Annotated in this window: 30 protein-coding genes; 9 read left to right on the forward strand and 21 right to left on the reverse strand. The window is 51.1% G+C overall.

All coding sequences use genetic code 11. The annotated features are described in order from the left end of the window. Window positions 1-102 precede the first annotated feature (102 nt). Entirely contained in the window at window positions 103-1,968 is a 1,866-nt protein-coding gene (locus CEK71_RS04750) for a M48 family metallopeptidase (RefSeq protein WP_088618311.1), read from the forward strand. Between the two features lie 18 nt (window positions 1,969-1,986). On the opposite strand, the gene CEK71_RS04755 is transcribed toward CEK71_RS04750, so the two are convergent. From CEK71_RS04755 to pgi, 6 genes are all read right to left on the reverse strand, one after another. Then, a complete protein-coding gene (locus CEK71_RS04755; RefSeq protein ID WP_088618312.1) occupies window positions 1,987-2,592 on the reverse strand; it encodes a DUF3782 domain-containing protein in 606 nt (201 codons plus the stop codon). 173 nt (window positions 2,593-2,765) lie between these two features. Continuing rightward, on the reverse strand, window positions 2,766-2,924 hold the full coding sequence (locus tag CEK71_RS23090) for a hypothetical protein (RefSeq protein WP_198328466.1): 159 nt from the start codon (window positions 2,922-2,924) through the stop codon (window positions 2,766-2,768). Window positions 2,925-2,946: 22 nt separating this feature from the next. Continuing rightward, the gene (gene rfaD / locus CEK71_RS04765; protein ID WP_088618314.1) at window positions 2,947-3,903 is read right to left on the reverse strand and encodes an ADP-glyceromanno-heptose 6-epimerase; all 957 of its coding nucleotides are present in this window, start codon (window positions 3,901-3,903) and stop codon (window positions 2,947-2,949) included. After that, window positions 3,900-5,327, reverse strand: a complete 1,428-nt coding sequence (gene hldE, locus CEK71_RS04770; RefSeq protein ID WP_088621507.1) for a bifunctional D-glycero-beta-D-manno-heptose-7-phosphate kinase/D-glycero-beta-D-manno-heptose 1-phosphate adenylyltransferase HldE — start codon at window positions 5,325-5,327, stop codon at window positions 3,900-3,902. The genes rfaD and hldE overlap by 4 nt, the downstream gene beginning before the upstream one ends. Window positions 5,328-5,588: 261 nt before the next feature. After that, complete coding sequence (locus tag CEK71_RS04775; protein WP_232463765.1) at window positions 5,589-6,155, reverse strand: D-sedoheptulose-7-phosphate isomerase; 567 nt, start codon at window positions 6,153-6,155, stop codon at window positions 5,589-5,591. Between the two features lie 70 nt (window positions 6,156-6,225). Next, window positions 6,226-7,860 carry a glucose-6-phosphate isomerase gene (gene pgi / locus CEK71_RS04780; protein ID WP_088618315.1) on the reverse strand — a complete coding sequence of 545 codons (1,635 nt, stop codon included), beginning with the start codon at window positions 7,858-7,860 and terminating at the stop codon, window positions 6,226-6,228. A gap of 274 nt (window positions 7,861-8,134) precedes the next feature. Between pgi and CEK71_RS04785 the strand changes: the two genes are divergently transcribed. The 7 genes from CEK71_RS04785 to CEK71_RS04815 all read left to right on the forward strand — a co-directional run bounded on the left by CEK71_RS04785 (window position 8,135) and on the right by CEK71_RS04815 (window position 13,131). Further along, window positions 8,135-8,728, forward strand: coding sequence for a hypothetical protein (locus tag CEK71_RS04785; protein WP_088618316.1), 594 nt, complete (start codon window positions 8,135-8,137; stop codon window positions 8,726-8,728). A 96-nt stretch (window positions 8,729-8,824) separates the two neighbouring features. After that, window positions 8,825-9,742, forward strand: coding sequence for a cupredoxin domain-containing protein (locus CEK71_RS04790; RefSeq protein WP_088618317.1), 918 nt, complete (start codon window positions 8,825-8,827; stop codon window positions 9,740-9,742). A gap of 223 nt (window positions 9,743-9,965) precedes the next feature. Further along, window positions 9,966-10,388, forward strand: coding sequence for a YqaA family protein (locus tag CEK71_RS04795; RefSeq protein ID WP_088618318.1), 423 nt, complete (start codon window positions 9,966-9,968; stop codon window positions 10,386-10,388). Window positions 10,389-10,460: 72 nt separating this feature from the next. Beyond that, window positions 10,461-11,246, forward strand: coding sequence for a hypothetical protein (locus CEK71_RS04800; protein ID WP_088618319.1), 786 nt, complete (start codon window positions 10,461-10,463; stop codon window positions 11,244-11,246). A gap of 40 nt (window positions 11,247-11,286) precedes the next feature. Then, a complete protein-coding gene (locus CEK71_RS04805; RefSeq protein ID WP_088618320.1) occupies window positions 11,287-11,718 on the forward strand; it encodes a desulfoferrodoxin family protein in 432 nt (143 codons plus the stop codon). A gap of 337 nt (window positions 11,719-12,055) precedes the next feature. Beyond that, window positions 12,056-12,808 carry a tetratricopeptide repeat protein gene (locus CEK71_RS04810; protein ID WP_088618321.1) on the forward strand — a complete coding sequence of 251 codons (753 nt, stop codon included), beginning with the start codon at window positions 12,056-12,058 and terminating at the stop codon, window positions 12,806-12,808. Window positions 12,809-12,912: 104 nt separating this feature from the next. Then, window positions 12,913-13,131 carry a hypothetical protein gene (locus tag CEK71_RS04815; RefSeq protein ID WP_088618322.1) on the forward strand — a complete coding sequence of 73 codons (219 nt, stop codon included), beginning with the start codon at window positions 12,913-12,915 and terminating at the stop codon, window positions 13,129-13,131. Window positions 13,132-13,312: 181 nt separating this feature from the next. Here the strand turns inward: CEK71_RS04815 and acs are convergent, their stop codons facing one another. The 5 genes from acs to CEK71_RS04840 all read right to left on the reverse strand — a co-directional run bounded on the left by acs (window position 13,313) and on the right by CEK71_RS04840 (window position 18,102). Continuing rightward, window positions 13,313-15,256 (reverse strand): acetate--CoA ligase, encoded by a 1,944-nt coding sequence (gene acs, locus CEK71_RS04820; protein ID WP_088618323.1) that lies wholly within the window; start codon window positions 15,254-15,256, stop codon window positions 13,313-13,315. 296 nt (window positions 15,257-15,552) lie between these two features. Next, window positions 15,553-16,617: an SRPBCC family protein gene (locus tag CEK71_RS04825; protein ID WP_157678995.1), complete on the reverse strand. Its 1,065-nt coding sequence runs from the start codon at window positions 16,615-16,617 to the stop codon at window positions 15,553-15,555. A gap of 109 nt (window positions 16,618-16,726) precedes the next feature. Then, complete coding sequence (locus tag CEK71_RS04830; RefSeq protein WP_088618325.1) at window positions 16,727-17,011, reverse strand: hypothetical protein; 285 nt, start codon at window positions 17,009-17,011, stop codon at window positions 16,727-16,729. Between the two features lie 176 nt (window positions 17,012-17,187). Continuing rightward, window positions 17,188-17,544, reverse strand: coding sequence for a glutaredoxin family protein (locus tag CEK71_RS04835; RefSeq protein WP_088618326.1), 357 nt, complete (start codon window positions 17,542-17,544; stop codon window positions 17,188-17,190). Window positions 17,545-17,664: 120 nt separating this feature from the next. Further along, window positions 17,665-18,102 carry a hypothetical protein gene (locus tag CEK71_RS04840; protein WP_088618327.1) on the reverse strand — a complete coding sequence of 146 codons (438 nt, stop codon included), beginning with the start codon at window positions 18,100-18,102 and terminating at the stop codon, window positions 17,665-17,667. On the opposite strand from CEK71_RS04840, the gene CEK71_RS23875 reads away from it, so the two are divergent. Beyond that, entirely contained in the window at window positions 18,090-18,212 is a 123-nt protein-coding gene (locus CEK71_RS23875; RefSeq protein ID WP_269766605.1) for a hypothetical protein, read from the forward strand. The two genes, CEK71_RS04840 and CEK71_RS23875, sit on opposite strands and share 13 nt — an antisense overlap. Before the next feature lie 64 nt (window positions 18,213-18,276). Here the strand turns inward: CEK71_RS23875 and CEK71_RS24275 are convergent, their stop codons facing one another. The 10 genes from CEK71_RS24275 to CEK71_RS04890 all read right to left on the reverse strand — a co-directional run bounded on the left by CEK71_RS24275 (window position 18,277) and on the right by CEK71_RS04890 (window position 25,490). After that, window positions 18,277-18,537 carry a ParE family toxin-like protein gene (locus CEK71_RS24275; protein WP_088618328.1) on the reverse strand — a complete coding sequence of 87 codons (261 nt, stop codon included), beginning with the start codon at window positions 18,535-18,537 and terminating at the stop codon, window positions 18,277-18,279. Next, window positions 18,534-18,734, reverse strand: a complete 201-nt coding sequence (locus CEK71_RS04850) for a hypothetical protein (RefSeq protein WP_088618329.1) — start codon at window positions 18,732-18,734, stop codon at window positions 18,534-18,536. The genes CEK71_RS24275 and CEK71_RS04850 overlap by 4 nt, the downstream gene beginning before the upstream one ends. A 116-nt stretch (window positions 18,735-18,850) precedes the next feature. After that, a complete protein-coding gene (locus CEK71_RS04855) occupies window positions 18,851-19,810 on the reverse strand; it encodes a restriction endonuclease (protein WP_088618330.1) in 960 nt (319 codons plus the stop codon). A 157-nt stretch (window positions 19,811-19,967) separates the two neighbouring features. Then, a complete protein-coding gene (locus CEK71_RS04860; protein WP_088618331.1) occupies window positions 19,968-20,636 on the reverse strand; it encodes a hypothetical protein in 669 nt (222 codons plus the stop codon). 564 nt (window positions 20,637-21,200) lie between these two features. Continuing rightward, on the reverse strand, window positions 21,201-21,977 hold the full coding sequence (gene kdsB / locus CEK71_RS04865; protein ID WP_088618332.1) for a 3-deoxy-manno-octulosonate cytidylyltransferase: 777 nt from the start codon (window positions 21,975-21,977) through the stop codon (window positions 21,201-21,203). Continuing rightward, window positions 21,974-22,168 carry a Trm112 family protein gene (locus CEK71_RS04870; protein WP_251827595.1) on the reverse strand — a complete coding sequence of 65 codons (195 nt, stop codon included), beginning with the start codon at window positions 22,166-22,168 and terminating at the stop codon, window positions 21,974-21,976. Before CEK71_RS04870 ends, kdsB begins: the two co-directional genes overlap by 4 nt. Beyond that, window positions 22,158-23,156: a tetraacyldisaccharide 4'-kinase gene (gene lpxK, locus CEK71_RS04875; RefSeq protein ID WP_088618333.1), complete on the reverse strand. Its 999-nt coding sequence runs from the start codon at window positions 23,154-23,156 to the stop codon at window positions 22,158-22,160. Before lpxK ends, CEK71_RS04870 begins: the two co-directional genes overlap by 11 nt. Next, window positions 23,153-23,587, reverse strand: coding sequence for an ExbD/TolR family protein (locus tag CEK71_RS04880; RefSeq protein ID WP_088618334.1), 435 nt, complete (start codon window positions 23,585-23,587; stop codon window positions 23,153-23,155). The genes lpxK and CEK71_RS04880 overlap by 4 nt, the downstream gene beginning before the upstream one ends. Next, window positions 23,584-24,201 carry a MotA/TolQ/ExbB proton channel family protein gene (locus CEK71_RS04885; protein ID WP_088618335.1) on the reverse strand — a complete coding sequence of 206 codons (618 nt, stop codon included), beginning with the start codon at window positions 24,199-24,201 and terminating at the stop codon, window positions 23,584-23,586. Before CEK71_RS04885 ends, CEK71_RS04880 begins: the two co-directional genes overlap by 4 nt. Window positions 24,202-24,344: 143 nt before the next feature. Continuing rightward, a complete protein-coding gene (locus CEK71_RS04890) occupies window positions 24,345-25,490 on the reverse strand; it encodes an MFS transporter (protein WP_088618336.1) in 1,146 nt (381 codons plus the stop codon). Between the last annotated feature and the right edge of the window lie 110 nt (window positions 25,491-25,600).

Genomic DNA, 25,600 nt, shown 5'->3' on the forward strand with positions numbered 1-25,600 from the left:
ATGCCTCGTTTTTTAGTAATATAAAAACAACTCTAGCGCGTGTCCCATACCCGCCGGGCCAGCTTGACCCGGCGGCCCGGTAACTCTTGGCAGGATCTACCCATGCAATCGACCACCCAACGCAGAGAGCGGTTTGAGCAGTTAATCGCCGCCGCCGAACGCGATATTCAGCACAATCCCCGACGTTACACGATTAAGGTCGCTTTGTTGGCATTGCTAGGCTATGCCGTCATTTTTGGCATGTTACTGGTGTTAATCGGCTTGGTCGGCGGCCTCGGCTGGGCGGCTTTAGCCAGTACCGCTTTCATCCTGTTTTTGTTCAAGACTAAGCTGATTTTTGCCTTGCTCATCATGATTTATGTTTTGTTGCGGGCGTTATGGGTACGTTTTCAGGCACCGGTCGGCTATCGCGTAAAAGCCAAACAGTATCCGGCAATTTTTACCGAACTGAAAAGCCTTAGCCGCAAGCTCAAAGCCCCGAAAGTCCATCAGGTTATCCTTACCCCCGAATATAACGCCGCCATTGTCCAAACCCCGCGTTTGGGCGTGTTCGGCTGGTATAAAAACACCCTGATTTTAGGTGTGGAATTGTTGCTCAGCCAATCGCCTGCACAAGTGCGCTCGGTCATCGCCCATGAATTAGGCCATTTATCCGGCAAGCACAGCCGTTTTTCCGGCTGGATTTACCGCGTCCGGCTGAGTTGGGACAGGATTGTCAACGGCTTAAGCCAGCAGAATAATTTTGGCACTAACCTGCTGCGCCGCTTCTTCAACTGGTACGCCCCCACCTTTGCCGCCTATTCTTTCGCCTTAGCCCGCGCCAATGAATATAACGCCGATGCGGTCGCCGCCCAACTGACTTCACCCGAAGACATTGCCCATGCCTTAATCAACACCCATGTCGTGCAGGGTTGGGTCAACGAACACTACTGGCAACCGTTTATCCGCCAAGCAGACAGTATTCCGCAGCCACCGGGTTCACCGTATAGCCAGCTTTTGGATTTTTTACAAGCGGCAACCTTTGACAGTCATGCCTTACAAAGCAAAATCGATAAGGCAATGGCGGTCAAAACCGGCTATTACGATACCCATCCCGCCTTAAAAGACCGCTTGGCAGCCTTAAAATGCCCTGCCAGCCCGCCAGAGCGGGTCAGTTATTCCGCCGCCCAGGCTTGGTTTGCCGGGCAGTTACCCGATATTATGGCGCATTTTGACCAACAATGGCGGCAACAAAATGAAAGCCGTTGGGAAGAACGCTACCATTATATGCAGGAAGGCCGCGCCAAGCTGGCAGCTTTACAGGCCACGCCATTGGCCGGGATGGCCTCGGAACAACTGTGGCAGTTGGCGGTGCTGACGGAAGAATTCGCCCCCGACCAAGATTGCCTGGCTTTGTTTGAGCGGTACAAAACCCAAGAGCCGGAGCAGGCCAAAGCTGATTTTGCCATCGGCAGGCTATTGCTGGCGAAACAAGATGCCGCCGGGTTGGATTTTATAAAACAGGCAATGGACAAGCAGGAGGATTTGCGCCTAAACGGCTGTGATTGGCTGATTTATTATTATCGGGAGCTAAATGACACGGCGGCGGTCGCGTACTGGCAAGAACAGGCCGAGCGGCAATACGACATCAACCAAGCTGCACAACAAGAACGGGCTTTTGTCGCCAATACCGACCTTCTGGTCAGTCCCGGCAACCACGCGGAGATATGCCAACAAATCCGCGAGCAAATCCATACCCTGCCCGGTGTAAAACACGCTTGGTTGGCGGAAAAGCCTATGCGGCATTACCCAGAAGCCAAAACCTATGTCTTGGCCTTTGAAAAGACCCTCTCTAGCAGCGAAGGGGCGTTAGTCAAAAGGCTGGTCGCCGAATTGGAGATAGAAGGCCTGTGTTTTGTGGTGATGAAAGGCGGCAAGAGTAAGGTGGTCGCCAAGCAGGCCATCAAAGAGGGTGTGCAGCTATTTTAAGGGCCGCTTTTGCGGGGCTTAGTGCGCAGTAAAACAAAACGGCTTAAAATCCTTGGGCACACATAAAGAAAACTGCTCGTCATGGATTTTGGCGAAGTATAAACCTTGCGCCAAGACTTTTTGCTGTAATTGTTGGCTGGCATCTACCGCCGCAAGAATGCCATAGAGCTTTTTATCGGCTAATTCGGGAAATAATACACGAAAATTACGGCATTGTTTCAATAATTGCTCAATGCTTTCTTCGCGCAGATGGCTTTTTACCTCGACGATAATCGCCGTGTTGATATCGCCGTTTGTGTAAGCCAACACATCAATTTCCTGCTCGTTACCGCTTTTATCCCTCACCCGTACGCTGGGGTTAATAGTAGTCATACCAAATTGTTCGGAGAGGATTTTGGTCATGGAGGGCAAGGCCAAACCTTCGGTAAAGCTGCCGAATTTATTGGCAATACCGCCGATTTGCTTGCTCAGCTCTTTAATGGCTTTATCGGTTTCTTTTAATGCCCGGTCTACTTCTTGTCGGGAAATGGCCGCTTCTTGTCGGGAAAGAGCCGCTTCTTCAGACATTTTTTGCTGGTTGATGGCTAGGCTGGCAACAAGGTCTTTTAATTCTTGGTCGGTCATGGTTGTGGTAGGGTTAAAAATATGCCAAGGTCAGACATCATTATACGCCAAACTTTGTGACAAGTATTTTTACCATTGTGTTACGGATTCAACGCAAAAGTACCAGCGAAATGGGCCGAATGGGCAAATCACAGTAAAAACCCTCGGAAACTTTCAAACGGCCTTGTGGGTAGTTAGGCGGCTTTCGGTGTCAATAAGGGTTTTCGTGGCGGCAAAGGCACCACTTTCTTCCCTGCCTGAGCCTGACGTTTGAGAATATCCTCAAAGAGGGCATCAGGATCATGATTAAACTTAGCGGCGTATTCTTCACGGAGCGCACGGGTTTCATTCACTATCGGGTCTTGCCACATGGTTTTAGCTTTCCCCTCCCCCATTCAACCAAGCTAAATATCGCCCAACCCCTTCCTTAACGCTCAAAAACGCCTTGCCATATCCCGCCGCGCGTAGTCCGCTAATATCCGCCTGGGTATAGCTTTGGTAAGCCCCTTTTAAATGCTCAGGGAAGGGGATGTATTCGATATGGCCCTGCCCGTGCCAAGCGATGACGGCTTCGGCGACGGCTTTGAAAGGTTCGGCTTGGCCGGTACCGACGTTGAAGATGCCGGATTGGTTGGGGTGGTCTAAAAACCACAGGTTAACGTCGACGACATCGCCGACATAGACAAAATCGCGTTGCTGTTCGCCGTCGGCGTAGCCGTCGCAGCCCGCGAACAGGCGGGCGGTTTGGCTGGCGATGATTTGCTGGTTGAAGTGGAAGGCGGTGCTGCTCATCGCGCCTTTGTGCTGCTCGCGCGGGCCGTAGACGTTAAAATACCTGAACCCGGCAATCTGGCAGGTGGCGGTGGGCAGGATGCGCCGGACGTATTGGTCAAATTGGAATTTTGAGTAGGCGTACATATTGATCGGTTGCTCACAGGCGCGGTCGACGCTAAAACCTTTCGCGCCGTTACCGTACACCGAAGCAGAAGAGGCATAGATAAACGGGATGCCTTGCGCCAGACAAATATGTAGGAGTTGTTTGGAATACTCGTAATTGTTCTGCATCACATACTGGCCGTCCCATTCGGTGGTGGCCGAGCAAGCGCCTTGATGGAAAATAGCGCGGACGCGTTGCAAAAAATGGCGGTCGGCAAGCTTGGCCTGCAAATCGTGCTTGTCGCAATAGTCGGCAATGTCCAGATCAGCGATGTTGAGCATTTTGCGCCCGTTCACCAAGTTATCGACCAGTAAAATATCGCGCTCGCCGCGGTCATTTAAGGCGCGGATGAGGTTGCTGCCGATAAAACCCGCCCCGCCTGTCACTATAATCATTCGCTACCCCGTGCTTTGTTAATCATTGATGTGGTGGAATGCCCCTCCACAAAGTGTAAGATTTTTACTGCCCCGCCCGCTTTAATCACGCAGTCGCCGCCCGCCACTTGATCGGGGCTGTAATCGCCGCCTTTGACGATGACATCGGGCAATAGGCGGCAATACAGGCGTTCGGGGGTGTCTTCCTCAAACGCCACCACCCAATCGATACAGGCCAAGGCCGCTAAGACGGTCATGCGTTGTTGCAGGCCGTTAATCGGGCGGGTTTCGCCTTTGAGCCGTTGCACCGACGCGTCGGCATTGACGGCAACAATCAGGCGTTCGCCTAAGGCTTTGGCTTGTTGCAGGTAGCTGACGTGGCCGGCATGTAAGAGGTCAAAACAGCCGTTGGTCATGATGACCCGTTCGCCGCCCGCTTTGGCATGTTCGATCAGGCAGGCCAGCTCGTCTTCGGAGACGATGCCATATTGCGCGTCGTTAGGGTCGCCGTGCAGGGCGCGGGTCAGCTCTTCTTTAGACACCGTGGAAGTGCCGAGCTTGCCGACGACAATGCCGCCCGCCAAGTTTGCCAAGTACATGGATTCGGGTAGGGGCAAATTCAGCGCCATGCCTAAGGACATGACGGCGATGACAGTATCGCCCGCCCCGGTCACGTCAAACACGTCTTTGGCTTGGGCGGGCAGGGATTCGTGGCGGTCGGGTTGGATTAAGGTCATACCCGCTTCGCCACGCGTCAGCAATAAGGTGGCGATTTGCTGGTCGGCAAGGAGTTTGCGGCCTCTTGCCAACAGTGCCGATTCGTCGGCGCAACTGCCGACCACGGCCAGTAATTCCCCTAGATTAGGGGTAATGACATCGGCATGGGCATAGCGTTGGAAATCGGTGCCTTTAGGGTCGACCAGCACTTGCAACCCGGCTTGTTTGGCTAATGGGATCAGGCTGGCGACATCGGTTAGGGTGCCTTTGCCGTAGTCGGAAAACACCAGCACATCGTGTTCGGGCAAGAGCTGTTGTAAGTGCGCTTGCAGCAGGCTACGGTCAAACTGTAGCGGCAGGTCTTCAAAATCGACGCGGATCAGTTGTTGGTGCTGGGCCATAATGCGCAGTTTGCAAATGGTGCGCAGACCGGGCTGGACAACAAACAGGCATTCCACGCCTTGCGCTTGGAGCAGGCGTTTTAATTCTTCACCTTCGGCATCATCACCGACCACGCCCAGTAAGGTCACTTGCCCACCCAGATGGGCGATGTTCAGGGCGACGTTGGCCGCGCCGCCGACCCGATCTTCGCTGTTATGGACCCGCACTACCGGCACGGGGGCTTCGGGGGAAATCCGCGCCGCTTGCCCAGACCAATAACGGTCGAGCATGACATCGCCGATAACAATAATTTTCGCCTGACTGAACTCAGGTAAAGTGGCTAGCATGAAACGTTCCTTTAATTTTAAAAAATCGGCGCGGCTGAGCGGTAAGTTGGCGTGCATCTATTTCTGACCCCTGTAAATATTTAGGGTTATACACGGCCCATTGTTAACAAAACATAACAATAAGCAAAACCTTTTCTGGCAATCCTGATGGCGGATTAGCGCGATGTTTGCTTAACTGGCTGGTTGAAATATAGGACGCTAGTCCTGCAAAAAGTTCAGGTTAAAAAGCGTTTGTGCATCGGCTTAACACAGAATGGCAGACTATTGGCCAGCAAAGTGGCTTTCAATGGCTCCGCACCACCAATGTCCAATTAAGATATGCGCCTCTTGGATACGCGCGGTCACATCAGATGGCACCACCACGGCAGCACTGGCTAAAGCGAGCAGTTGCCCGCCGTTGCCGCCAGTCAGGGCAATCACCGCCATGCCTTTATGTTGCGCCACTTCGGCGGCTTTAAGGATGTTCGGGCTTTTGCCGGAGGTGGAAATGGCGATAAGACAGTCTTGCGGGTTTGCCAAGGCCTCGACTTGACGGGAAAACACACTCTCAAAGCCGACATCGTTACTGTGGGCGGTAAGGATAGACGAATCGGTAGTCAAGGCTAAGGCGGCTAGGGCGGCGCGGTCTTTTTCATAGCGCACCACCAGTTCAGCGGCGATATGCTGGCAGTCGGCAGCACTGCCGCCGTTGCCGCACAGCAGGATTTTACCGCCGTGTTGCAAGGTCTTGATTAAGACATCACCCGCCGCCGTAATGTCTTCATGACAAGCGGCCAATCGGGTCATCATGGCTTGATGTTGCTCAAGCTCAGCTATAAAAGTGCGCAAAAAAACTCCTGAGATAAACAGTGGGGTTTCGGTAGGGGGCAAGCCCCCCGCCTGGCTTTGTTATGGCCTATCAGTCTTTCAAACGTTTGTAAGCGTTGATCAAACCATTGGTGGAGCTGTCGTGGCTGGTGATGACCGCGTCGTTTTGCAATTCCGGCAAAATGGCTTTAGCCAAGATTTTGCCCAATTCGACCCCCATTTGGTCAAAGGAGTTGATGTTCCAGATTACGCCTTGGACAAAAATTTTGTGTTCGTACAGCGCCAAGAAGGAGCCTAAGGTTTTGGGGGTCATTTTTTTGCATAAAAACGAGTTGGACGGCTTGTTGCCCTCAAACACTTTCGAGGCGACCAAAACGTGGTCTTCGCCTTCGGCGGGGGTCAATTCCCGTTTCACTTCGTCTAGGGTTTTGCCGCGCATCAAGGCTTCCGGTTGCGCCAAAAAGTTAGACACTAAAATGTCATGGTGGCCGGGCAACTTATAATGGCTGTTGGCGGCGACCAGAAAATCGCAAGGTATCAGTTTGGTACCTTGGTGGATAAGCTGGAAAAACGCATGTTGGCCGTTGGTGCCCGGTTGTCCCCAAATAATCGGCCCGGTGCTGTAGTCGACTTTGTCGCCGTCCATTGTGATGCTTTTGCCGTTGCTTTCCATATCGCCTTGTTGGAAATAATCGGCGAAGTAGCGCATGGATTGGTCATAAGGCAGTAAGGCGTGGGAATCGGCATCAAAGAAATTATTATACCAAATCCCCAATAAGGCCATGATGACCGGGATATTTTGCGCAAATGGAGCGGTGCGGAAATGCTCGTCCACTTCGTACGCCCCTTCCAGCAAGGCCTCAAAATTATCCATGCCGATGTACAAGGCAATCGACAGGCCAACAGCTGACCATAGCGAAAAACGCCCGCCGACCCAATCCCAAAATTCAAACATGTTTTCGGTGTCGATGCCAAACGCGGCGACATTTTCGGCGTGGGTGGAAATGGCGACGAAATGCTTAGCAACGGCGGCAGGGTCTTGGGCGGTGGCCAAAAACCAATTTTTCGCCGACGTGGCGTTCATCATCGTTTCTTGGGTGGAAAATATTTTTGACGCGACAATAAACAGCGTGGTTTCGGGGTTAAGCGGCTTAAGTTTTTCAACAATATCCGTCTGATCGATATTAGACACATAATGGACTTTTAAGGCGCTGGTGCTGTACGGGGTCAGTGTCATTGAGACCATTTTCGGGCCTAGGCCGGAGCCGCCTATGCCGATATTCACCACATCAGTGATGGTCTTGCCGGTATAGCCTTTCCACGCGCCGGAGCGCACCGCTTCGCAAAAACCGCGCATTTTTGCCAAGACGCGGTTGACATCGGGCATCACGTCTTTGCCGTCGACATAGATGGGCCGGTTGCTGCGGTTGCGCAAAGCGGTATGCAGAACGGCGCGGTGTTCGGTGGTGTTGATGGCCGCGCCGGAAAACATCGCGGCGATCTTTTCTGCCAACCCTTGCTGCTCCGCCAAAGCAATCAGCAGAGGCAGGGTTTCGTCGTTAATGCGGTTTTTTGAATAGTCAAAAAGAATGTCATTGAACGTCAAGGAAAATTTGGCATGGCGCTGGGGGTCTTGGGCAAAAGCCTCGCGTAAGACAAAATTTTGGATGTGATGGTAATGGTCTTGTAAGGCAGACCAAGCTTTTGATGTAGTCAATGATGACATGTGCTGGGGGCTCCGGTTAAATGATGATGGCTTAAGTCTACGAAAAGGCGGAAAGTATAGCAATACCAGCGCAATAGCACGACGATTTGCTTCTGCTATTATTAATGGTAAGCTTGCTGTTATCGAAGCCTTTATTTGCTGGGCTTGATATGCTAGAGTTGATAGTTGCTATCCGATAATAATACAGCAAATAAGGTTATTTACGGTTAGCTCTACGTTAAAGGGCACAGAATATTTATATAATAATTACTATTTATCGAGACGGGAAAGTATTATGAAAACCGCACACATTGTAAAAAAAGGTTGTTTGGCACTATTAGGCTTGGTTTTTTCCGCTTCAGTATGGGCGCACGGTGGTGCGGCAGGTACGGATACCGACCAATGTAAATTTGAATTGGAACCGACCCATTGGATACATTATACGGCTTATCAGCCAGTTGCCTATTCTGCTGAAGAGTTTTGCGGTAAATTGCCGGGCATTGACACTAAAACCCAATTGGTGTTCGACTATCAAGACATGCGTTACAGAAACATGACGGTTGAGTTTGAAGTGACCAAAGAACCTGAAGGTACCCGTGTGTTCTTCCTGCCTGCGGCAAAGCATAAAGCCGGTACGGTCAACCTGGAACTGCCTAACGGCGTACCCGAAGCGGGCCAGTATTTGATTCATATCACCTTAATCCCTGACCAAGGCGAGCGTTTGGATGCGCACATGAGCTTTAAGGCCGGCAGCGGCGGGGCGGTAGGTAAAGGCAGTCTGTTATTATACGCCTTCTTTGCCTTCGCTGGCTTGTATGTGTTGTATCTGTCTCATGCCGGATTTAAAGGCGCTATTGACGGTCTGTTAGGTAAAGCGAAAAAATTCTAAGGCTTATAATACGGCGGGTTTGGGGGTGCCAGATGTTGGGCAATACGCTATAATACCCTGCATCTGGCTGATTTCTAATCAAAAAGGAGACAAATAATGGTGAAGTTTTTAGCGGTTGGTGGCCTTGCTATCCTGTTTTCCGCTTCGGTTGCGGCAGTAGATTACCAAGAGCATGACGGTATGCTCATGAACCATGGTGACGGCCATCTGATGGACATGGCGGGTGGCATGGTCATGGGGCAAAACGCCGACACTTTGCCCGGCGGTTGCGACAGTATCTCCGAAACTAAAGAGATTACCGTCCATGCCGGCCATAAATACGCCGAAAAATTCCCTGGCCGGATGTTTGCTTTTGATACCCAAGAATACCAATTCAAACCCTGTACTAAGCTGACGGTGCATTTTGTTAATGAGGACAAAATCCGCCACCAATGGATGATGCACGGCTTGCCGAAGTATTTGTACCCTAAAGGCATGTTCCATTTGGAAGTGTCAGGACCTGCGAAAATTTCCGGCACCTTGATTTTGCCGCCCGGCGACAAAACCTATCTGGTGCATTGTGATATTGCCCAGCACATGGAAAAGGGCATGAAAGCCCAGCTTAAGGTCGGTAAAGGCGACGGCGATTTGCCGAGCATTCCCGGCGTGACGGCTAATGTCATCGCCGATGATTATAAAGTTGGTCTGCCCGAACTGATTGCCACAGCCGCCGAAGCCGATAAACAGGCCGCCGCCGCGCCGCCTGTGCCTGATGTCATCAGCCCCGCTGCGGCCAGCACAGCGGTGCCTGCGCAACCGGAAGGCTTTTTTTCTGGCGTAATGGTCATCGGATTGGCCGCCGGCTTGTTGTTAGGGCCGTATTTGGCGCGTAAATTCCACGGCATGAGCGCGTCGGAAATTATCGCCACGATTTTTGAAGGCGTTGCCCTGCTGGTTGAGCGCGGCGTTAAGCTGTTATCGGCTTTGTTAAAATTAGTCTCAGGTAACAAAAGCAACGTGTTGCCTAAAGTTTAAGGCTGAGCATCAGAAAAACCCCTGTGCCTCTAACCGCACAGGGGTTTTTTTTGGCGGTGGCTTTTTTGCCAAATTTGGCTAAGCGTTTAATCGTTATTGTTTTGTGGGCAGATTTATTAGCCTTATTGTTCTTAGTCTGACGCTTAAAACGGGCAAGTTTTCGCGCTCTTCTGAGGCAGTAAAAATTGAACCAACCGTTTAGAATATAAAAGGAAAACCCATCATGGACAGTTTAAGTGGTTTGACAGGACTGTTTGCCAGTGCCTTTATTTCCGCGACAATCGCCCCCGGCGGCTCGGAAGTGGTGCTGGCCTATCTGGTTAGCCAAGGCCAGCATCCGCTCGGACAGTTGCTGCTGGTGGCGACCTTAGGCAACTCCTTGGGGGCAATGACCACTTGGGGCTTGGGGGTGTTGGCGGCGAAAAAATTTCCGGTCGCCGACTTACTGCCGAAAAACCGCCAAAAAGCCTTAAACCTAGTCAGGCAATACGGTTTGTGGACACTGCTGTTTTCTTGGTTGCCCGTGCTGGGTGATGCCTTGTGCTTTGCTGGCGGCTGGTTAAGGCTTGCGTTTTGGCCCGCGTGTCTGCTGATTATGCTGGGCAAATTGGCCCGCTATGCGGCAGTGGCTTGGTTTTTCACTTAGCCAGCCCTATTCTTAAACAACAGCCGCTTACACTTTTGGTAAGCGGCGCTACACTATCAGACAGAGGTACTTGTGCTGCGGCATTTTCCCCAACCCCATTTGCTCTACCCCCATAAAAAAAGAGATTATTTCATCGCCGCCTTCACCTTTTTTTGCGTGGCGGTGTGCCTTATCAGCGATGCCAACGCTGATATGGCGAAGCAAAATGCCTTAGGCGTGTGCGGCTGGGTATTTCTGACCGGACTATTGCTGGGTGAAGCCAAAGATGTCCGGGTGCAAGTCTTAATTGCCGTGCTGTTCGCCACTATCGGCGAACATTTTGCCTCACCCTATATGGGCGGGTACACTTACCGTTTCAGCAACGTCCCCGCTTATGTACCGCCGGGGCATGGCATGGTCTATCTGACCGCTGTGGCACTGGCGCGGTCAGGCTTCTTTCTGACCCATGCCAGACAAATCGCCGCCTTTGTGGTCGCCGTCTGTGGTCTATGGTCGTTATGGGGCATCAGCGGCATCCCCGACCAAGGCGATTATGTCGGGGCTTTACTGTTTGTGGTGTTTTTAGCCTATCTGTTTAAAGGCCGCTCGCCGATGGTCTATTTGGCGGCGTTTTTCATCACCACTTGGCTGGAGCTGATCGGCACCGCCGTCGGCACTTGGAAATGGGCGGCCATCGACCCCGTCCTGCACTTGCCGCAAGGCAACCCGCCCAGCGGTGTTGCCGCGTGGTACTGTTTAGTGGATGCGGTGGCTATCGGTGGCGCACCGTTAGTCATGGCTTGGGCAGGCCGAGCGCGTGACTATTGCAAATTACAAAAAGCCCGAAAAAATGCTTATCAGGGTGCGGGTAACGAATAGCCCGGCACTGTCTTTCCCCCATCAATAGCGAGAAAATGATATGAAACGTCGTGATTTTATGCACTTAAGCGCCGCCGGACTGGCGACAGGCCTACTGGTCCCCGCCCTTAGCCAAGCCGAAACGGCACCCGCCGTAGCTGCCGAAACGGCTGATTTATACTATACCAAAGACTCCGCCGGACGTTGGAGCGGCAAAGTCGCCACGCATTTGCCGACTATTGAGATCAGTAAAGCCGACGGCAAAGTCACGGTAAAAGTTGTCACCGCCCACGAAATGAAAGGTTACGAACACTACATCGTCAAGCATGTTTTGTTAGACAAAAACCATAAATTCTTGGCCGAAAAGCTATTCAACCCGATGGAAGACAAAGCCCCCATCTCGACGTTTACCTTAGACGGCTACAGCGGCACCTTATACGCGCTCAGCCTGTGCAACAAGCATGATTTATGGGTCAATTCCACCGAAGTGTAAGCCTATCGGGCAGGCCGGGCAAGCAGTCTTGCGCGGCCTGCGCCACTAGCGCCAATTGCCAAACCGCCGCTTTAAGGCATACTGCTTAAGTAGGTGCGCATATACCTTTTAACATTCGTGAATTAAACCCCACCCCAGCCCTCCCCTTCGCAGGGGAGGGAGCATCTTCCCCGTCGAACAGGCGAAAATCAGGGGGAACAAGCCCCTCCCCCTGGCAAGGGGGAGGCTGGGAGGGGGTTACAGAGATGCTAATGTCAAGCGTTAAAAGATATATGCACATCCGCTTAATAGGCGGCGCAACGTTGGCCACTCAAGCATTCTATATTCTGGAGAAGTTATGTCGATTTTAGGGATTGGTATTCATGTCATCATCGCGATATTTTTTGCCATCCACGCCCTGCGTAGCGGCCAGCAACTGTTTTGGCTGTTTATCTTATTTTCATTCCCGTTGTTGGGCAGCCTCGTCTACTTTATCGTCATTTACCTGCCCGACTCGCGCATAGAAAGCGGGGCGAAAAAAGCCGTCGCCGTCGCCGCGAAAGTCCTAGACCCCACCCGCGAATTGCGCGAAGCCCGCGCCGAATTTGAATACTCCGGCACGGTCAAAAACCGGACACGCTTTGCCGCCGCCCTATTAGAAGCAGGCCGCGCCGAAGAAGCCGCCGAACATTACGAAGCTTGCCTAAAAGGCCCCTTCGCTACCGATCCGGTCATCCGTTTTGGCGCGGCGCGGTGTTTTGTCGAATGCGGGCAATACGCTCCAGCCATAGTGCACCTGACCGCCATCCGTGCCGACGACCCCGCTTTCCGCGCCGAACAGCTCGCCATTTTACTGGGCCGCGCCTACGCCGGACTCGATGACAACACAGCCGCGCAAACCGAATTCGCTCTAGCCGCCGAACAGTTCGGCAGTTTTGAGTCGCTAGTCCAATACGCCATCTGGGCGTTACGCAGCGGCGATTTAGACACCGCCACCCGCCTGAAAGTCGCCATCGACGAGTCGATGGTACGCTGGAACCGCCATACCCGCGAGTTGAACAAACCGTTGTTAAAACAGCTTTATGATGCTTATGCGGCGGCGAAAAAGTAACGTTGCCGTAAGCCATTAACGATAGCAACGGAAAACCAACCCTAAGGTCTATCCTAGCAAAGGTTATGATGTCGCATCTAACCTTCGCTTACAGGAACAACGCCATGTCTAAAACCACCTCTGACCTTGCTTTAATCGCCCGCTCTGGCGGCGGTATAACTATTTCATCGGCAAAAACCACCGCCGACCTCAGTGCCATTGCTAAAGCAGGTATCGGGTCGGGGGCGTTTTTAATTATTCGGGAGGCGGGGAAAAAGACCACGGCGGATTTGTGCGCTATTGCCGCCGCTAATCCGGGGCATGTGCTGTTTGAGTTTGATTAAGGAATGGGTAGGAAATAATTTAGGCAACTGCTAAAGGTTACGGGGCTTGGAGCGCGGGCATCTTGCCCGCCACCTTTGCGGGCAAGATGCCCGCGCTCCTCTCCTACAAAATCCCTCATCCTAAAGCCCTATAGGACTGCTTACGCTAAAGCCGTAGGCTGAACGGTAACTCCCAACCCCATCACCCGCGATTAATCCGGTTAGCAATAATCTCCTCAACCACCGACGGGTCTGCCAAGGTCGATATGTCGCCGAGGTTATCCAACTCATTCCCGGCGATTTTCCGCAAAATGCGGCGCATGATTTTGCCGGAGCGGGTTTTCGGTAGCGCGGGGGCCCATTGGATGGCTTCGGGGCTGGCGATAGCACCAATTTCGTTTCTGACTAAGGCGACAAGTTCTTTTTTAATCTGCTCGGAAGGTGTAGCGCCCATTTGCAGGGTGACAAAGGCATAGATAGCTTGGCCTTTGATGTCATGCGGGAAGCCGACCACAGCGGATTCGGCGACGAATTCATGCAGGTTTAAGGCACTTTCAATTTCTGCCGTACCCAAGCGGTGGCCGGAGACGTTCAGCACGTCGTCAACCCGTCCGGTAATCCAGTAGTAGCCGTCGGCATCGCGCCGCGCCCCGTCGCCAGTGAAATAATAGCCCGGATAGGTTTTAAAATAAGTGTCGATAAAGCGCTGGTGGTCGCCGTAGACCGTACGCGCTTGGCCGGGCCAGGGGTGGTTGAGCGCCAGCACGCCTTCGGCCACGCCCTCCAGCACTTGCCCGCTGGTCGGGTCGAGGATGACGGGCTGTACGCCAAAGAACGGCAAGGTCGCCGAGCCGGGTTTTAAGGCGGTCGCGCCGGGCAAGGGTGTGATTAAAATGCCGCCAGTTTCGGTTTGCCACCAAGTATCGACAATGGGGCAGCGTTTTTCGCCGACAACATGGTAGTACCACTCCCAGGCTTCCGAGTTGATCGGCTCGCCGACACTGCCCAAAATCCTCAGGCTGCTCCGGTCGGTGCGGGTGACGAAGGCGTCGCCTTGCGCCATCAGGGCGCGGATGGCGGTGGGGGCGGTATAGAAAATATTGACGTGGTGCTTGTCGATCACTTGCCAAAAACGGTCGGCTTCGGGGTAAGTCGGTATGCCCTCAAACATCAGCGTGGTCGCACCATTGCATAAAGGCCCGTAGAGCACATAAGAATGTCCGGTAATCCAGCCGACATCGGCGGTACACCAGTAGACATCGCCGTCGTGGTAGTCAAAAATGTATTTGTGGGTCATGGCCGCATACAGCAAATAGCCGCCCGTGCTGTGCTGTACGCCTTTGGGCTTACCTGTGGAGCCGGAGGTGTATAAGATGAACAGCGGATCTTCCGCATCCAGCCATTCCGGCTCGCAGTCTTCTGCCGCCAAGGCCATCGCTTCGTGGTACCAGACATCACGGCCTTCTTGCCACGCTACCGTTTGCCCGGTGTTTTGGATGACAATGATTTTTTCTATACTAGGGCAATTCGCCGCCGCCTTATCGACGGTGGCTTTAATGGGGATGACCTTACCACCGCGATAGCCTTCATCGGCGCAGACCAAGTAACGGCATTGCCCGTCTTGGATACGGTCTTTTAAGGCTTCGGCGGAAAAGCCGCCAAACACCACCGAATGCACCGCGCCGATACGGGTACAGGCCAGCATGACCACCGCAGCTTCGACAATCATCGGCAAATATACGCAGACATGGTCGCCTTTGCTTACGCCTTGGGCTTTGAGGACATTGGCGAATTTGCAGACTTGCCGGTGCAGTTGCGTGTAGGTGATTTTTTGGGCTTGATCGGGTTGATCGCCTTCCCAGATAATCGCCACTTGTTCACCGCGCGTCGCCAAATGCCTATCCAGACAGTTATAACTGACATTGAGCTTACCGCCTTCAAACCAACGGATATAAGCAGTGGGGTAGTCATAGTCCATGACCTTATCCCAGCGTTTTTGCCAGGTCAAAAACTGCCCCGCCTGTTCATCCCAAAACGCTTCAGGCTGGTCTATGGACTGCTGATAAAGGCGTTGGTAAGTCGCGGTGGTGATATGGGCGTGGTCGGCAATATGCGGTTTGACGTGGTAAAGATGCGGGTCGGACATGGGGCGGTTCCTGAGCGGGTTAACGGGCTGGGTAGTGGCGGTATTATAAACCTTTGCGACGGCTTGAACCTATCGCCTTATGGAGGGCAGGCACCGCCACCCATTAAGCGGCACAGAGACAGGCCAACCTGATAGGCTGGATTAGGCGCGAGGTTAAAGCCCTCGGCAAAGGCATTCCACTGGAATGGCCGTAACGAACGGAGTGCAATGGTCTTCAGCCATTGCACGATATAACCGTGTGTAACAAGGTTTAGCTTAACGTCGGCTCCTATTTCTGTGGCAAGTGGTGAGGTTATTCATACCCTGCTACTTAATGCCCTAGGGCTGGGCGACTCGGCACGGGTTTTATAGAACTGCAAAAGAGTCTTCGCCGTATCCGTTATCAGAAACCGCGCCCAAAAATCCGCGTAATGGTTAAAATTTGTGCTGACACTGGTGTTGACTTGAATGGTCAGGCGTGTGCCGTTGGCTTCCGGTTGTAAGACGTAGGCGGTGGATTCCACATTGAAATAATGCCCGCCGATGACGATATGCTCGTCAAGCGAACCGGGCGGGAACGAGTCGGCGGTAAATTTATAATCCCAAGCGATATAATGGTTTGGCTCCCATGCGGTGATAATCTCGGCAAATTTCACCCCGCGCTCCCACTGTAAAGCCCGCAAGCCGCCAACCCTACCTTCGAGAGTCCGCGCCTCTATAGGATAGGGGGCGCCGATTTGATAAATTAAGCCATCTTTAAACTCCGCTTTTTGGATATTTAAGGGATAATTGATGTGTTGCCAAATGGTCGCGGGCGGTGCGGCGATAAAAATGCTTTGGGTAACGGTTTGGTGTAAAGTGGTGGCAGGTAGCCTTTGCTCTAACGGTGCCAGCATAAACGGCATGAATAAACCCACCGACAACAGCTTAGGGCTATTGGATAAACCTAATAAAGAGCCTAATGCCGCAAAAATAACCCCCAATATCGCCAAGACAATAAATATCGGTAACGCCATCACAATACAAAGGATACCTTCCCGCAATAACGCCCCGGCAGCAAACACCAGTAAGGCAACAGAAAGCACCGATAACACACTGGAACCCGCCCAACCCGCCAATTTTCGCCGCTTGACGAAATAAGCAATTAACAAGCCCATAGAAAAGGGGATGCCCACCAAAAATGACACTAACATTAAGCCGCTAACGCCTTTTGCGGGCGCAGAAAAGAGCAGAGCAAAGATTTTGTAAGCGCTTACCCCATACAAGGCACCGAGCGCCATAATGCCTGTTCCGGCAATCATCTTTAAGCTCCACAGGGTAAGATTAACGCCACCCAAGGTATAAGGATAAGGCGATGGGGGCTTAGGTTCTAAATTTGGCATAGTGTCACCATAATCAGTAAAGTGATGAAGGGCAGCATCCACGTTAAGGCGGGATTTGTAGCCATTAACTAGCGTCTTAAATGTGGCAAGGCAAAACCATAGCACTGGCTTACACCATAAACAGCACTACTTTGCCGTTAAGAGCAATGCCAAGTAGGTAAAGGTTTTCGCCTTGTGGGCTTGCAACAAAGGTTATGAAAACAGATGCTAGGGTAGTGCTAAAAAGCCGGATCAGCTTCCTATTTGATAAAACAGGAACAATAATTTCTGCTTTTAGGGGCTTTTTTGCTTTTCGCCGGACAATAAAAAAACCCGCAAAGCCTTGGGCTTGCGGGTTTTTGAATCTTGTTGCGGGCGATCCGCTTAAATAATAGTAGCTGGGAAGAATCGCCATTATTCTCTTGTAAGGGTCAGTCCGTTATTTTCTTACAAAAGCGTCTTTGCTAAGTAGCTTGATGAGCAAGCCAAGACGCTTTTCTGACCGATATAGCCTGACTGCCAATGCCCGCGTAGGCGCGGACAAACTAGCCGCTAATAAAATGCGCTCTTTACCGCTGGAAAATTAAGATGTTAAGCACCGCCCCTATTAGCCAAAGCCTTGCCCATCTCACCAGGGTCGTAGCCATAAATGGGTACTCCGTTAATCACCACGATAGGTATGCCGTGGCCGTGCAACTGATTATAGCCGCTACGGCCTTGCTCGGAATGCTCAATATCCAAGTCGGTGTACTTTATATGGTGTTCGGCAAAATATTTGCGGGTTTTAGCGCAGTACCCACACCATGTTGTGGAGTATAGGATGACTTCGTTTTTTCCGGTTTGACGGGTAATGGCAGGTGGCGGGCCTAGCCAAGCACTGATTTTGTCGTGGTTTTGGATAAGCCCGCCAGTAATGGCAGCCAATGCAAGAAAAGTGCTGGTTTTCATGTTGTCGCCGATAGCTGCCGAGGGTTTGCGCAAATGATCGTCATTTTAACCGCTTTAAGGCAATTGCTATTAACGTTCATTGCTGGCGACCGAAGCTACGCCATCTTATTTGAATCGTGGTCAGACAGTTGCAGCACCTGCGCGAACACTCTTGCGCCGAAGATAAGCGCCCAATGCGTAACAAATAGGCGTGATAGCGACCAGCGCGAAATGCAGCGGCACAGAATCAGAGGCTTTCCCGAAAATCAAAGAATATACGCCGATTCCTACACAAAGCCATGAGGCTAGCACACCGTTGAGAATCTCATCGTGCTTAGCAAGCCATGCCGCAATATAGCCGCCAAAGATTGAGCAACTAAGGCCAATAAATAATTGCACACTATAGAGTCCGACATTGCTATGAATAGCTTCCACCGCAGCCATGCCGAGCTGATCTTTTGGTAAACCCAACAGGCCTCGACTGCTTATGACGTATATACTGAGCGGAATTCCTAGAATACCTGACAACACGACATCAGTGATGCCGCCGATAGCGATGCCTTTGAATGAAACCTTCATCTTTTTCCAATCCCCAACGTTACGGTAAGGTGCGTGCCGCTAAAGAAAGCCGCCGCCGAATTTTGATAAAAATTGAATTTCAAACCCGCCAACAGGCGGCGCGTCTTTGACTGGCTTGTTGGGTTTGATAATAACCGACAGAGCCAAGTGATTTGGTGAGGCTAAGCAAACGGCTCAACGGCCACCGAGTAATCGGTCATACTCGCTGTGGTGACCAATCCAAAACCATACAATATCCTGCCCATCTTCGATGGCAACAGCCCGATAGTGAATACCAATCCGAGCCGACAAAAACCTTCCGACTTTCTTAAAATGCAGTGAAGGGTGGCAGGGATCGCGTTTGAGTATTTTATAATTTTCATTGGCAAGCCGTTGAATATTCTCAGGTAGTACCGCGTAAAACCGCCAAAATTTTGGATTTGCGCGATGTCTCACAGGTCAGTGCATCGGCCTTCACGAAGATCACGCAAAGCTTCCTCAGCAAGCGCATCAAGACGGCCTGCCGCAACGTCATCTTCAAGCTGTTTATCCCAAGCTTTAGCGTCGAATTCTTGAAACCAGTCACGAAAGGCGGAAAGGTCTTCACGGGAAAGCGTGGCTACAGCCTCTTCAATCTCAGAAATCACAGTCATTACCAGTTACCTTTTAGTATTGATTAGGTTTTGTATATTAGCTCATTTAATAGTGCCAATAATACAGCGAAGCTGCTTAACCGCCAACGGTCGGCACGTCCCTGACTTTGACTGACTTAGCCTTCATATCCCATCCCACCGAGATATGATGGAATCATCATCAAAGACCGAACCCTTTCATTTTCTTTTTCCGTCAAGTGCCGACATACAAAAGGATAAACATTAAGTAAGAATTCTTTTAAATCTTTAAATGCGTCGTCGGAGTATACGGTTCCACCTCTTTGTTCATTTAATACAGACATAATCCATTTAATGAAGACAGTAGGCATCATTACATCGCCAATATCTTCCCATCCATCTATTAAATCAGTTCTTTTTGAGCGTATATGTTGAGATAGAGATTTATCACAATGACCTCTACAAGTCCAGAAAATATATTCGAAGTACTCAGGCTCATTTTCGTAGTCCGTACGCTTTCGCTGCCAAAGCGTTATTATTCCTTTATCTTTGCCATCAAAGAGCTCCTTACCACATGTTTTACATTTCAAACTGGGGGAATCTGCGAATATTTTTGCTGGTTCTGGGTTTTCTGTTTTCCACGCAGCTAAGGAAATAGGGAAAAAACGTTCGGCCAATTCAAGACCCCGCGCTGAATGCACCAATTCTTTTTCAATCTTCTCTCTATCAAATATCTGATATTCGATACGCTGTTTCATTCCTTCAAGATTACCCGATAGTCCGCTACTAGATAACGTTGAATAGAATCCAATAAATCCTTGGCAGCTATTAGCCAAAACTCGATCACTAATATTTCCATCATCATCAGGGGACACTGATCTACCGCTATGAGCTTTATGTTTACAACTTACAAGCCACCGAATAATTGTTTCGCCACCAACGCCAGTTCTTTTTTCTTCAATAATAAGATCAACACCACCATCCGCACCTCTGTCTGGATCTGTAATGATTTTGTATCCCATAAATGACAAAAAATCACGAGCAAATAACTCGAACGTGTCTTGTAAACCTGTAGCGACATGTGCTTCAGGTATTTCTTTAAAGTTGAGTATTGGCATTTAGTTACGATTATTTTTGATGACTAACATTACAGTAAATACCACACAGCTAACGAAAGCTAAGCTACTTACCCTTGATAAAAAAGGAATTTTAAACCCGCTAACACGCAGAGCTCACCTTTTACCGACTTATTGGGCTAAAAATAAACCAATAAATTTATATTATTATTTTATTTTGTTTTAATATTAGCAAAGAAAATGCAATAGCTATTAAATTAATGGCCGATGGCTCAGGTATTGAGTTAGAGGCATTTGATACTGTTACAAAGGTGAATTGTGGATAACCAGCAAAATCTGCACCTAATCCTGCACTGGAGAAGCAACCATCGCAAACACCGTAAGCCCAATTACTATTAGGATCAGGAGCTGCAATGTAATTATGACCATGAATGTCTTTCCCAAAATTAGCAACTGCTGCCTGAAAAGTGCCAACATTAAATAGGCCATATGGCATCCATAGCCCAGCACCTTCCCCTGCGACAATATCAATCCCATTAATTAAGCCGGAAGTTCCAAATGTTTCTGCTGGTGCTGAATTTAATAGATGAGCAATTCCCCTTAGGATTGAGACGGCTTCTGAGGAAGAAGTGACATCAAAGTTATTACTGGGCCATATATTATTTGCCGCCCCATCAATAAACCTAACGTTATAATCATTAGAGCCAACTATAAGATTGTTAATGCCGAATAGTTTATCTGGTGTGTCGTAAACAAAGGTATATCCGAATGAGGCAGGTGCAAACCCCATCCCTAAAACAAATAAGAATGTACTTAAGGAAAATTGAATTGTGTTCATGAAGGATAGCTTATCTTCATATTTCTTCATTATAGTGCCTATGAGGTTGCCCAACGTAATGTAGATAGCTTAATTAACGCAAGATATTACGTCATCCGTTTGCCTGTAGTTATTTAAGTTCTTTTTTATAAATTTGATAGAATTTAGCACATCCTATAGCTTATGCAATACCTGTTAGCTAATTCACCTATCCAGAGACCTAAACGGTTAGGCCAAGTCAGGTAAAAATTAGCTTTAAGCAATTACAGTATCCAGCACAGAACAGGCTTACACTGATTGGATTAGGCAGTTTATCCCGCATTTTGGAAGCGGTATCCGCGTGAGAGGAGGCTGAGGTCGAACAATTTTTTTCCGCATTTGGTAGTGGTGGACAAGGTGTCAGTCTAGAACCAAGTGCGTCCGGCGTTGTTGTTTTTGTGCAAAGCGGATTTAGAATATAGCGTCCGATGCAAAGCAAGCGACGGGCTAATAGTAGGTCTTGAAGCCAGTTGCCTTTATGGCTCACGGTGGCTTATCGTTGGTAGATACAGCTATAGGTATCGTGCAAAGGCTAAAGACCTTTGCACTCCGGGGAGCAAGAGCTGCTTACCCAACCTACCCCCCAGCCCGTGCCCGCAAAATCGCCGCCACCCTCAGCAAATCTTCCGGCGTATCCACCCCCGCTGGCGGAGTCTCCGCAACCACTTGCACCCGCACGGCTTCGCCTTGCCATAATATCCGCAGTTGCTCCAAAGACTCGACGCTTTCCAAGACCGAGGCGGGCCAGTGGCAGTAGCGGCGCAAAAAGCTGACCCGATAGGCGTACATGCCGATGTGGCGCAGATAAGGCATAGCCCCTGAGGGTGTGCCGCCGTCGTGGCTGAAGGCGGCGCGTTCCCAAGGGATGGGGGCACGGCTGAAATACAGGGCGTAGCCTTGCTTGCTCAGCACCACTTTAACGGCATTGGGGTTGAAAATTTCTTCGGGGTCTTGTATCTCGGCGGCTAAGGTGGCGATACCCGCGTGTTGTTGTCCGGCCAAAGCGGCGGCGACATCGCGGATATAGGCCGCCGGAATCAGCGGCTCATCACCTTGCAGGTTAACAATGATAGTGTCCTGCGCCCAGCCAAAGCTTTCGGCGACTTCGGCAATGCGCTCGGTGCCGCTTTGGTGGTCAGGGCGGGTCATCACGGCGGTAAAGCCTAAATCTTGCACGGTCTGCAAAATGCGCACATCGTCGGTGGCGATCACCACTTGCTCCGCCCCCGCCTCGCTGGCACGGGCGCAGACATGGGCGATCATCGGTTGTCCGGCAATGTCCAATAGGGGTTTGCCCGGCAAACGGGTGGAGGCGTAACGGGCGGGGATAACGACTTTAAAGGGTTGGTTCATTGGTATAAGGCTTCGGTTTCTTCAAAGCTTAAGGTGCGGGCTTCGTCTTCCAGCATGACCGGAATATCGTCGCGGATAGGGAAGGCCAAGCGGTCGGCGCGGCAAATCAATTCTTGCTGGTCTTTTTGGTAGCGTAAGGTGCTTTTGCAGATCGGGCAAGCAAGAATATCGAGTAATTTTTTATCTATCATGGCGTTGGCTCTGGAGTAGGGATAAAAGTTGCAAGGCAAACTCCGCCTCAGGCTCGGCCTGGACGGGAACAAACCAATGCTGTGAAGTGGCAATTGCGGTACATTTTACCGCGTCTTTTTCGGTCATTAACACCGGATAGGCATCGGCGTAGCGAATATCGTCGGATTGGTAGGCATAATGGTCGGGGAAGCGGTGGTTTTTGCACACTAATCCGGCACTTGCCAATTGCTTAAAAAACCGTTCGGGGTTGCCGATAGCCGCTAAGGCGTGGCAGGGGCTGCCGGAAAACGCGCTTAAGGGCCGCTGTTCCCCCGTGACCAGATTAACGGCGCTGTCGCCCTTAAGCTGCATGGCGAATTCGTTGGGTTCGGCTTTGTCGCCGTTAACGACGATAAAATCGACACTTTGTAAGCGGTTGATCGGCTCGCGCAAGGGGCCGGCGGGCAGGCAATAACCATTGCCGAAACGCCGCTCGCCATCGACCACGGCAATCTCAATAGTGCGCCCTAGGGCGTAATGTTGCAAGCCGTCATCAGAGATAATGACATTACAATCGCTGTGCGCCAGCAGGTACTGGGCGGCGGCGACCCGTTGCGGCGACACCACCACCGGACAGGCCGCGCGTTGCGCCATCAGCACTGCTTCGTCGCCGACTTCGGCGACCGGGCTATCAGGCCGGACGAATTGCGGGGCTTGGGCTTGGCCGCGATAGCCCCGGCTGATGATGCCGGGGCGGAAGCCCGCCGCACGGAGCTGCCCGGCCAAATAAATCGCCAGTGGCGTTTTGCCCGTGCCGCCGACGGTGATATTGCCGACAATAATCACTGGAACGGGTAAGGTGTGGACTTTCTTGAGGCCGCTACGGTACAGCCAAGTGCGCAAACGCACGATGTCGCTGAACAAGAACCCTAAGGGCATCAACCAAGTGCCGATAATCAGGTCTTTGTACCAGATATTTTCAATGGCGCGGATCAGGGCTTTTTTCATTCGGCAGGCTTGGCTTCGGTGGCAAAACTGATCTGGTTAAAGCCCACGGCATTGGCGGCTTCTAAGGCGGTAATCACGGCCTGATGCGGAGTTTTGCCGTCGGCGTTAATGACAAACGGCACGGCAGCCCCTGGCGTATGGCGTTTGCGCAAGGCTTGCACCAAGGTCTCGACTTTTTGGTTCAGCAGTTCATGGCTAATCCCGTCGCCATCTTCCAAATAATACACGCCATTGGCATCAATAGTCAGGCGGATGGTCTCCAATTCTGCCTCGGTCTTTTCGCCGTCGGCTTCGGGCAGTTTGACTTTGACTTGGGTTTGTTTGTTAAACGTGGTGCTGACCATAAAAAAGAACAGCAACAGCAAGACCACATCGACCATTGAGGTCATGGAAATTTCTGGCGTAACCCGCCGTTTACGGTGGAATTTCATTCTATCGCCTCACGGTCGCCATGCAAAATATCAATCAGCTTTAAGGCCTCGGCTTCCATATACACCACATATTCATCCACCAAGCGTTCAAAATAACGGTGGAAAATCAGGCTAGGGATTGCTACCGTCAGACCGGCGGCAGTGGTGATTAAAGCGACGGAGATGCCGCCCGCCAATACAGCCGGGTCGCCGACACCTTGGTCGACAATGGCATTAAAAGCTTGGATCATCCCTACTACTGTACCCAACAACCCCAACAGCGGGGTTATCGAGGCGATAGTACCAAGGGCGTTTAAAAAGCGTTCCAGCTCATGCACCACTTGCCGCCCCGCTTCTTCGATGGATTCTTTCATCACATCGCGGCCATACTGGCTATTGGCTAAGCCAGCCGAGAGGATAAAGCCTAAGGAAGAGCTGTTTTTTAAACGCCGCAGGATGGTGTCGTCGAGTTTTTTATCGCGTGCCAACCGCCACACTTGGGTCACCAAATCTTGCGGCAACACTTTGCTTTTTTGTAATGTCCAAAAGCGTTCGACAATAATCGCCGTGGCGATAATGGAACATAATATGAGCGGCAGCATCAACCAGCCACCGCTTTTAATGATATCAAACACAGGAGGTCCTAAATGAGGTGGGAGTTAAAGTCCCGCCCGGATAATTATCTGGGCAAGCCATTAAATATTATAGCCTAATAAGACAGCTTTGCATGGTGCCGATCGCTTAAGCTTAAGGGTTTTTCGCGCAGGTCCAGTTGCGCTTAATTGCCGCTTTCACGGCCTATCCAACTATAGGTCAGCAGCAAGGCCAGTGCACAACACAAGGCCGAAGCGGTATAAATGCCCGTCGCGCCGATAAGGTCAAAATAATAGCCGCTGGCATAGCTGCCGACCATGCCGCCCAAGCCGGCACTAAAACTATTATACAAGGCTTGGCCTTTGCCTTGGTGTTGGCTACCAAAATAGCGGTGCACCAGATGTATCGAGGCGATATGCGCCCCGCCGAAGGTCATGGCGTGGAGCAATTGCGCGGCCACCAGCCAGGCGGTGGAGTCGGCCAGATAGGCGATTAACAGCCAACGCACTACGCCCGCGCAAATGCTGGTGAGCAACAAAGCGCGTAAAGACACCCGCGCCAATAGGCGGCGCATAAAAATAAACAAAACGATTTCGGCAACAACCCCCAAGGCCCATAGCCCGCCGATGAGCGTCACCGAATAATGGTGTTGTTTCAGGACTATCGAATAAAACACATAATACGGCGAATGGGCGATTTGCAATAAGGTACAGACCGCAAAAAATGCCATGACTTCCGGCCTTTTGACAATATGCCAAAGCTTATGGGGTTGATGGTCTTGGCCACTGGCCCGCGCTTCGGGTACGCTTAAAGCCGCCAAGCCGATACCCAGCAACAGGGCGATAATAATGCCCGGCAATACGGTTAAAGGCTGCCAATCGAGCAGTCTGCCAACGCCTAACACCGCAACAATAAAGCCCACCGACCCCCATAAACGGATTTGGCTATAGCGTAACGCTTCGGCCTTTAAATGCGCCAGCGTCGCCGCCTCAAACTGCGGCAGGGCGGCACTCCAGAAAAAACTGAACACCAGCGTCACCCATACATACTCGTTATAGCTGTGTGCATATAAAAATCCGCAAAACCCTAGCGTGGCGAGAAACGACGCGAGGCGGATAATCGGCAGGCTTTTGCCGGTATGGTCGGCAATCCAGCCCAAGCTATTAGGGGCGATAATTTTGCAGCCTACCAGCAACGCCGAAAGCTGGCCGATTTGGACGGTATCAAAACCGGCATTTTTAAGGTACAAGCCCCAGTAAGGGATAAACGCACCGAGCGCGGCGAAATAAAACCAGTAAAAACTGGACAGCCGCCAATAAGGGATAGGCATAAGGTATTGTTAAGTAAAATCAGCGATTGTAGTGTAAAACGTCAGGCTAATGGCAATTTTATCCCGCCTCCGTTGTTTATGCCTACAGGCTTACCCATCAAAAAGTGCTG

Origin of the sequence: Methylovulum psychrotolerans, from assembly GCF_002209385.1 — a bacterium.
In the GTDB taxonomy this organism is placed as follows: domain Bacteria; phylum Pseudomonadota; class Gammaproteobacteria; order Methylococcales; family Methylomonadaceae; genus Methylovulum; species Methylovulum psychrotolerans.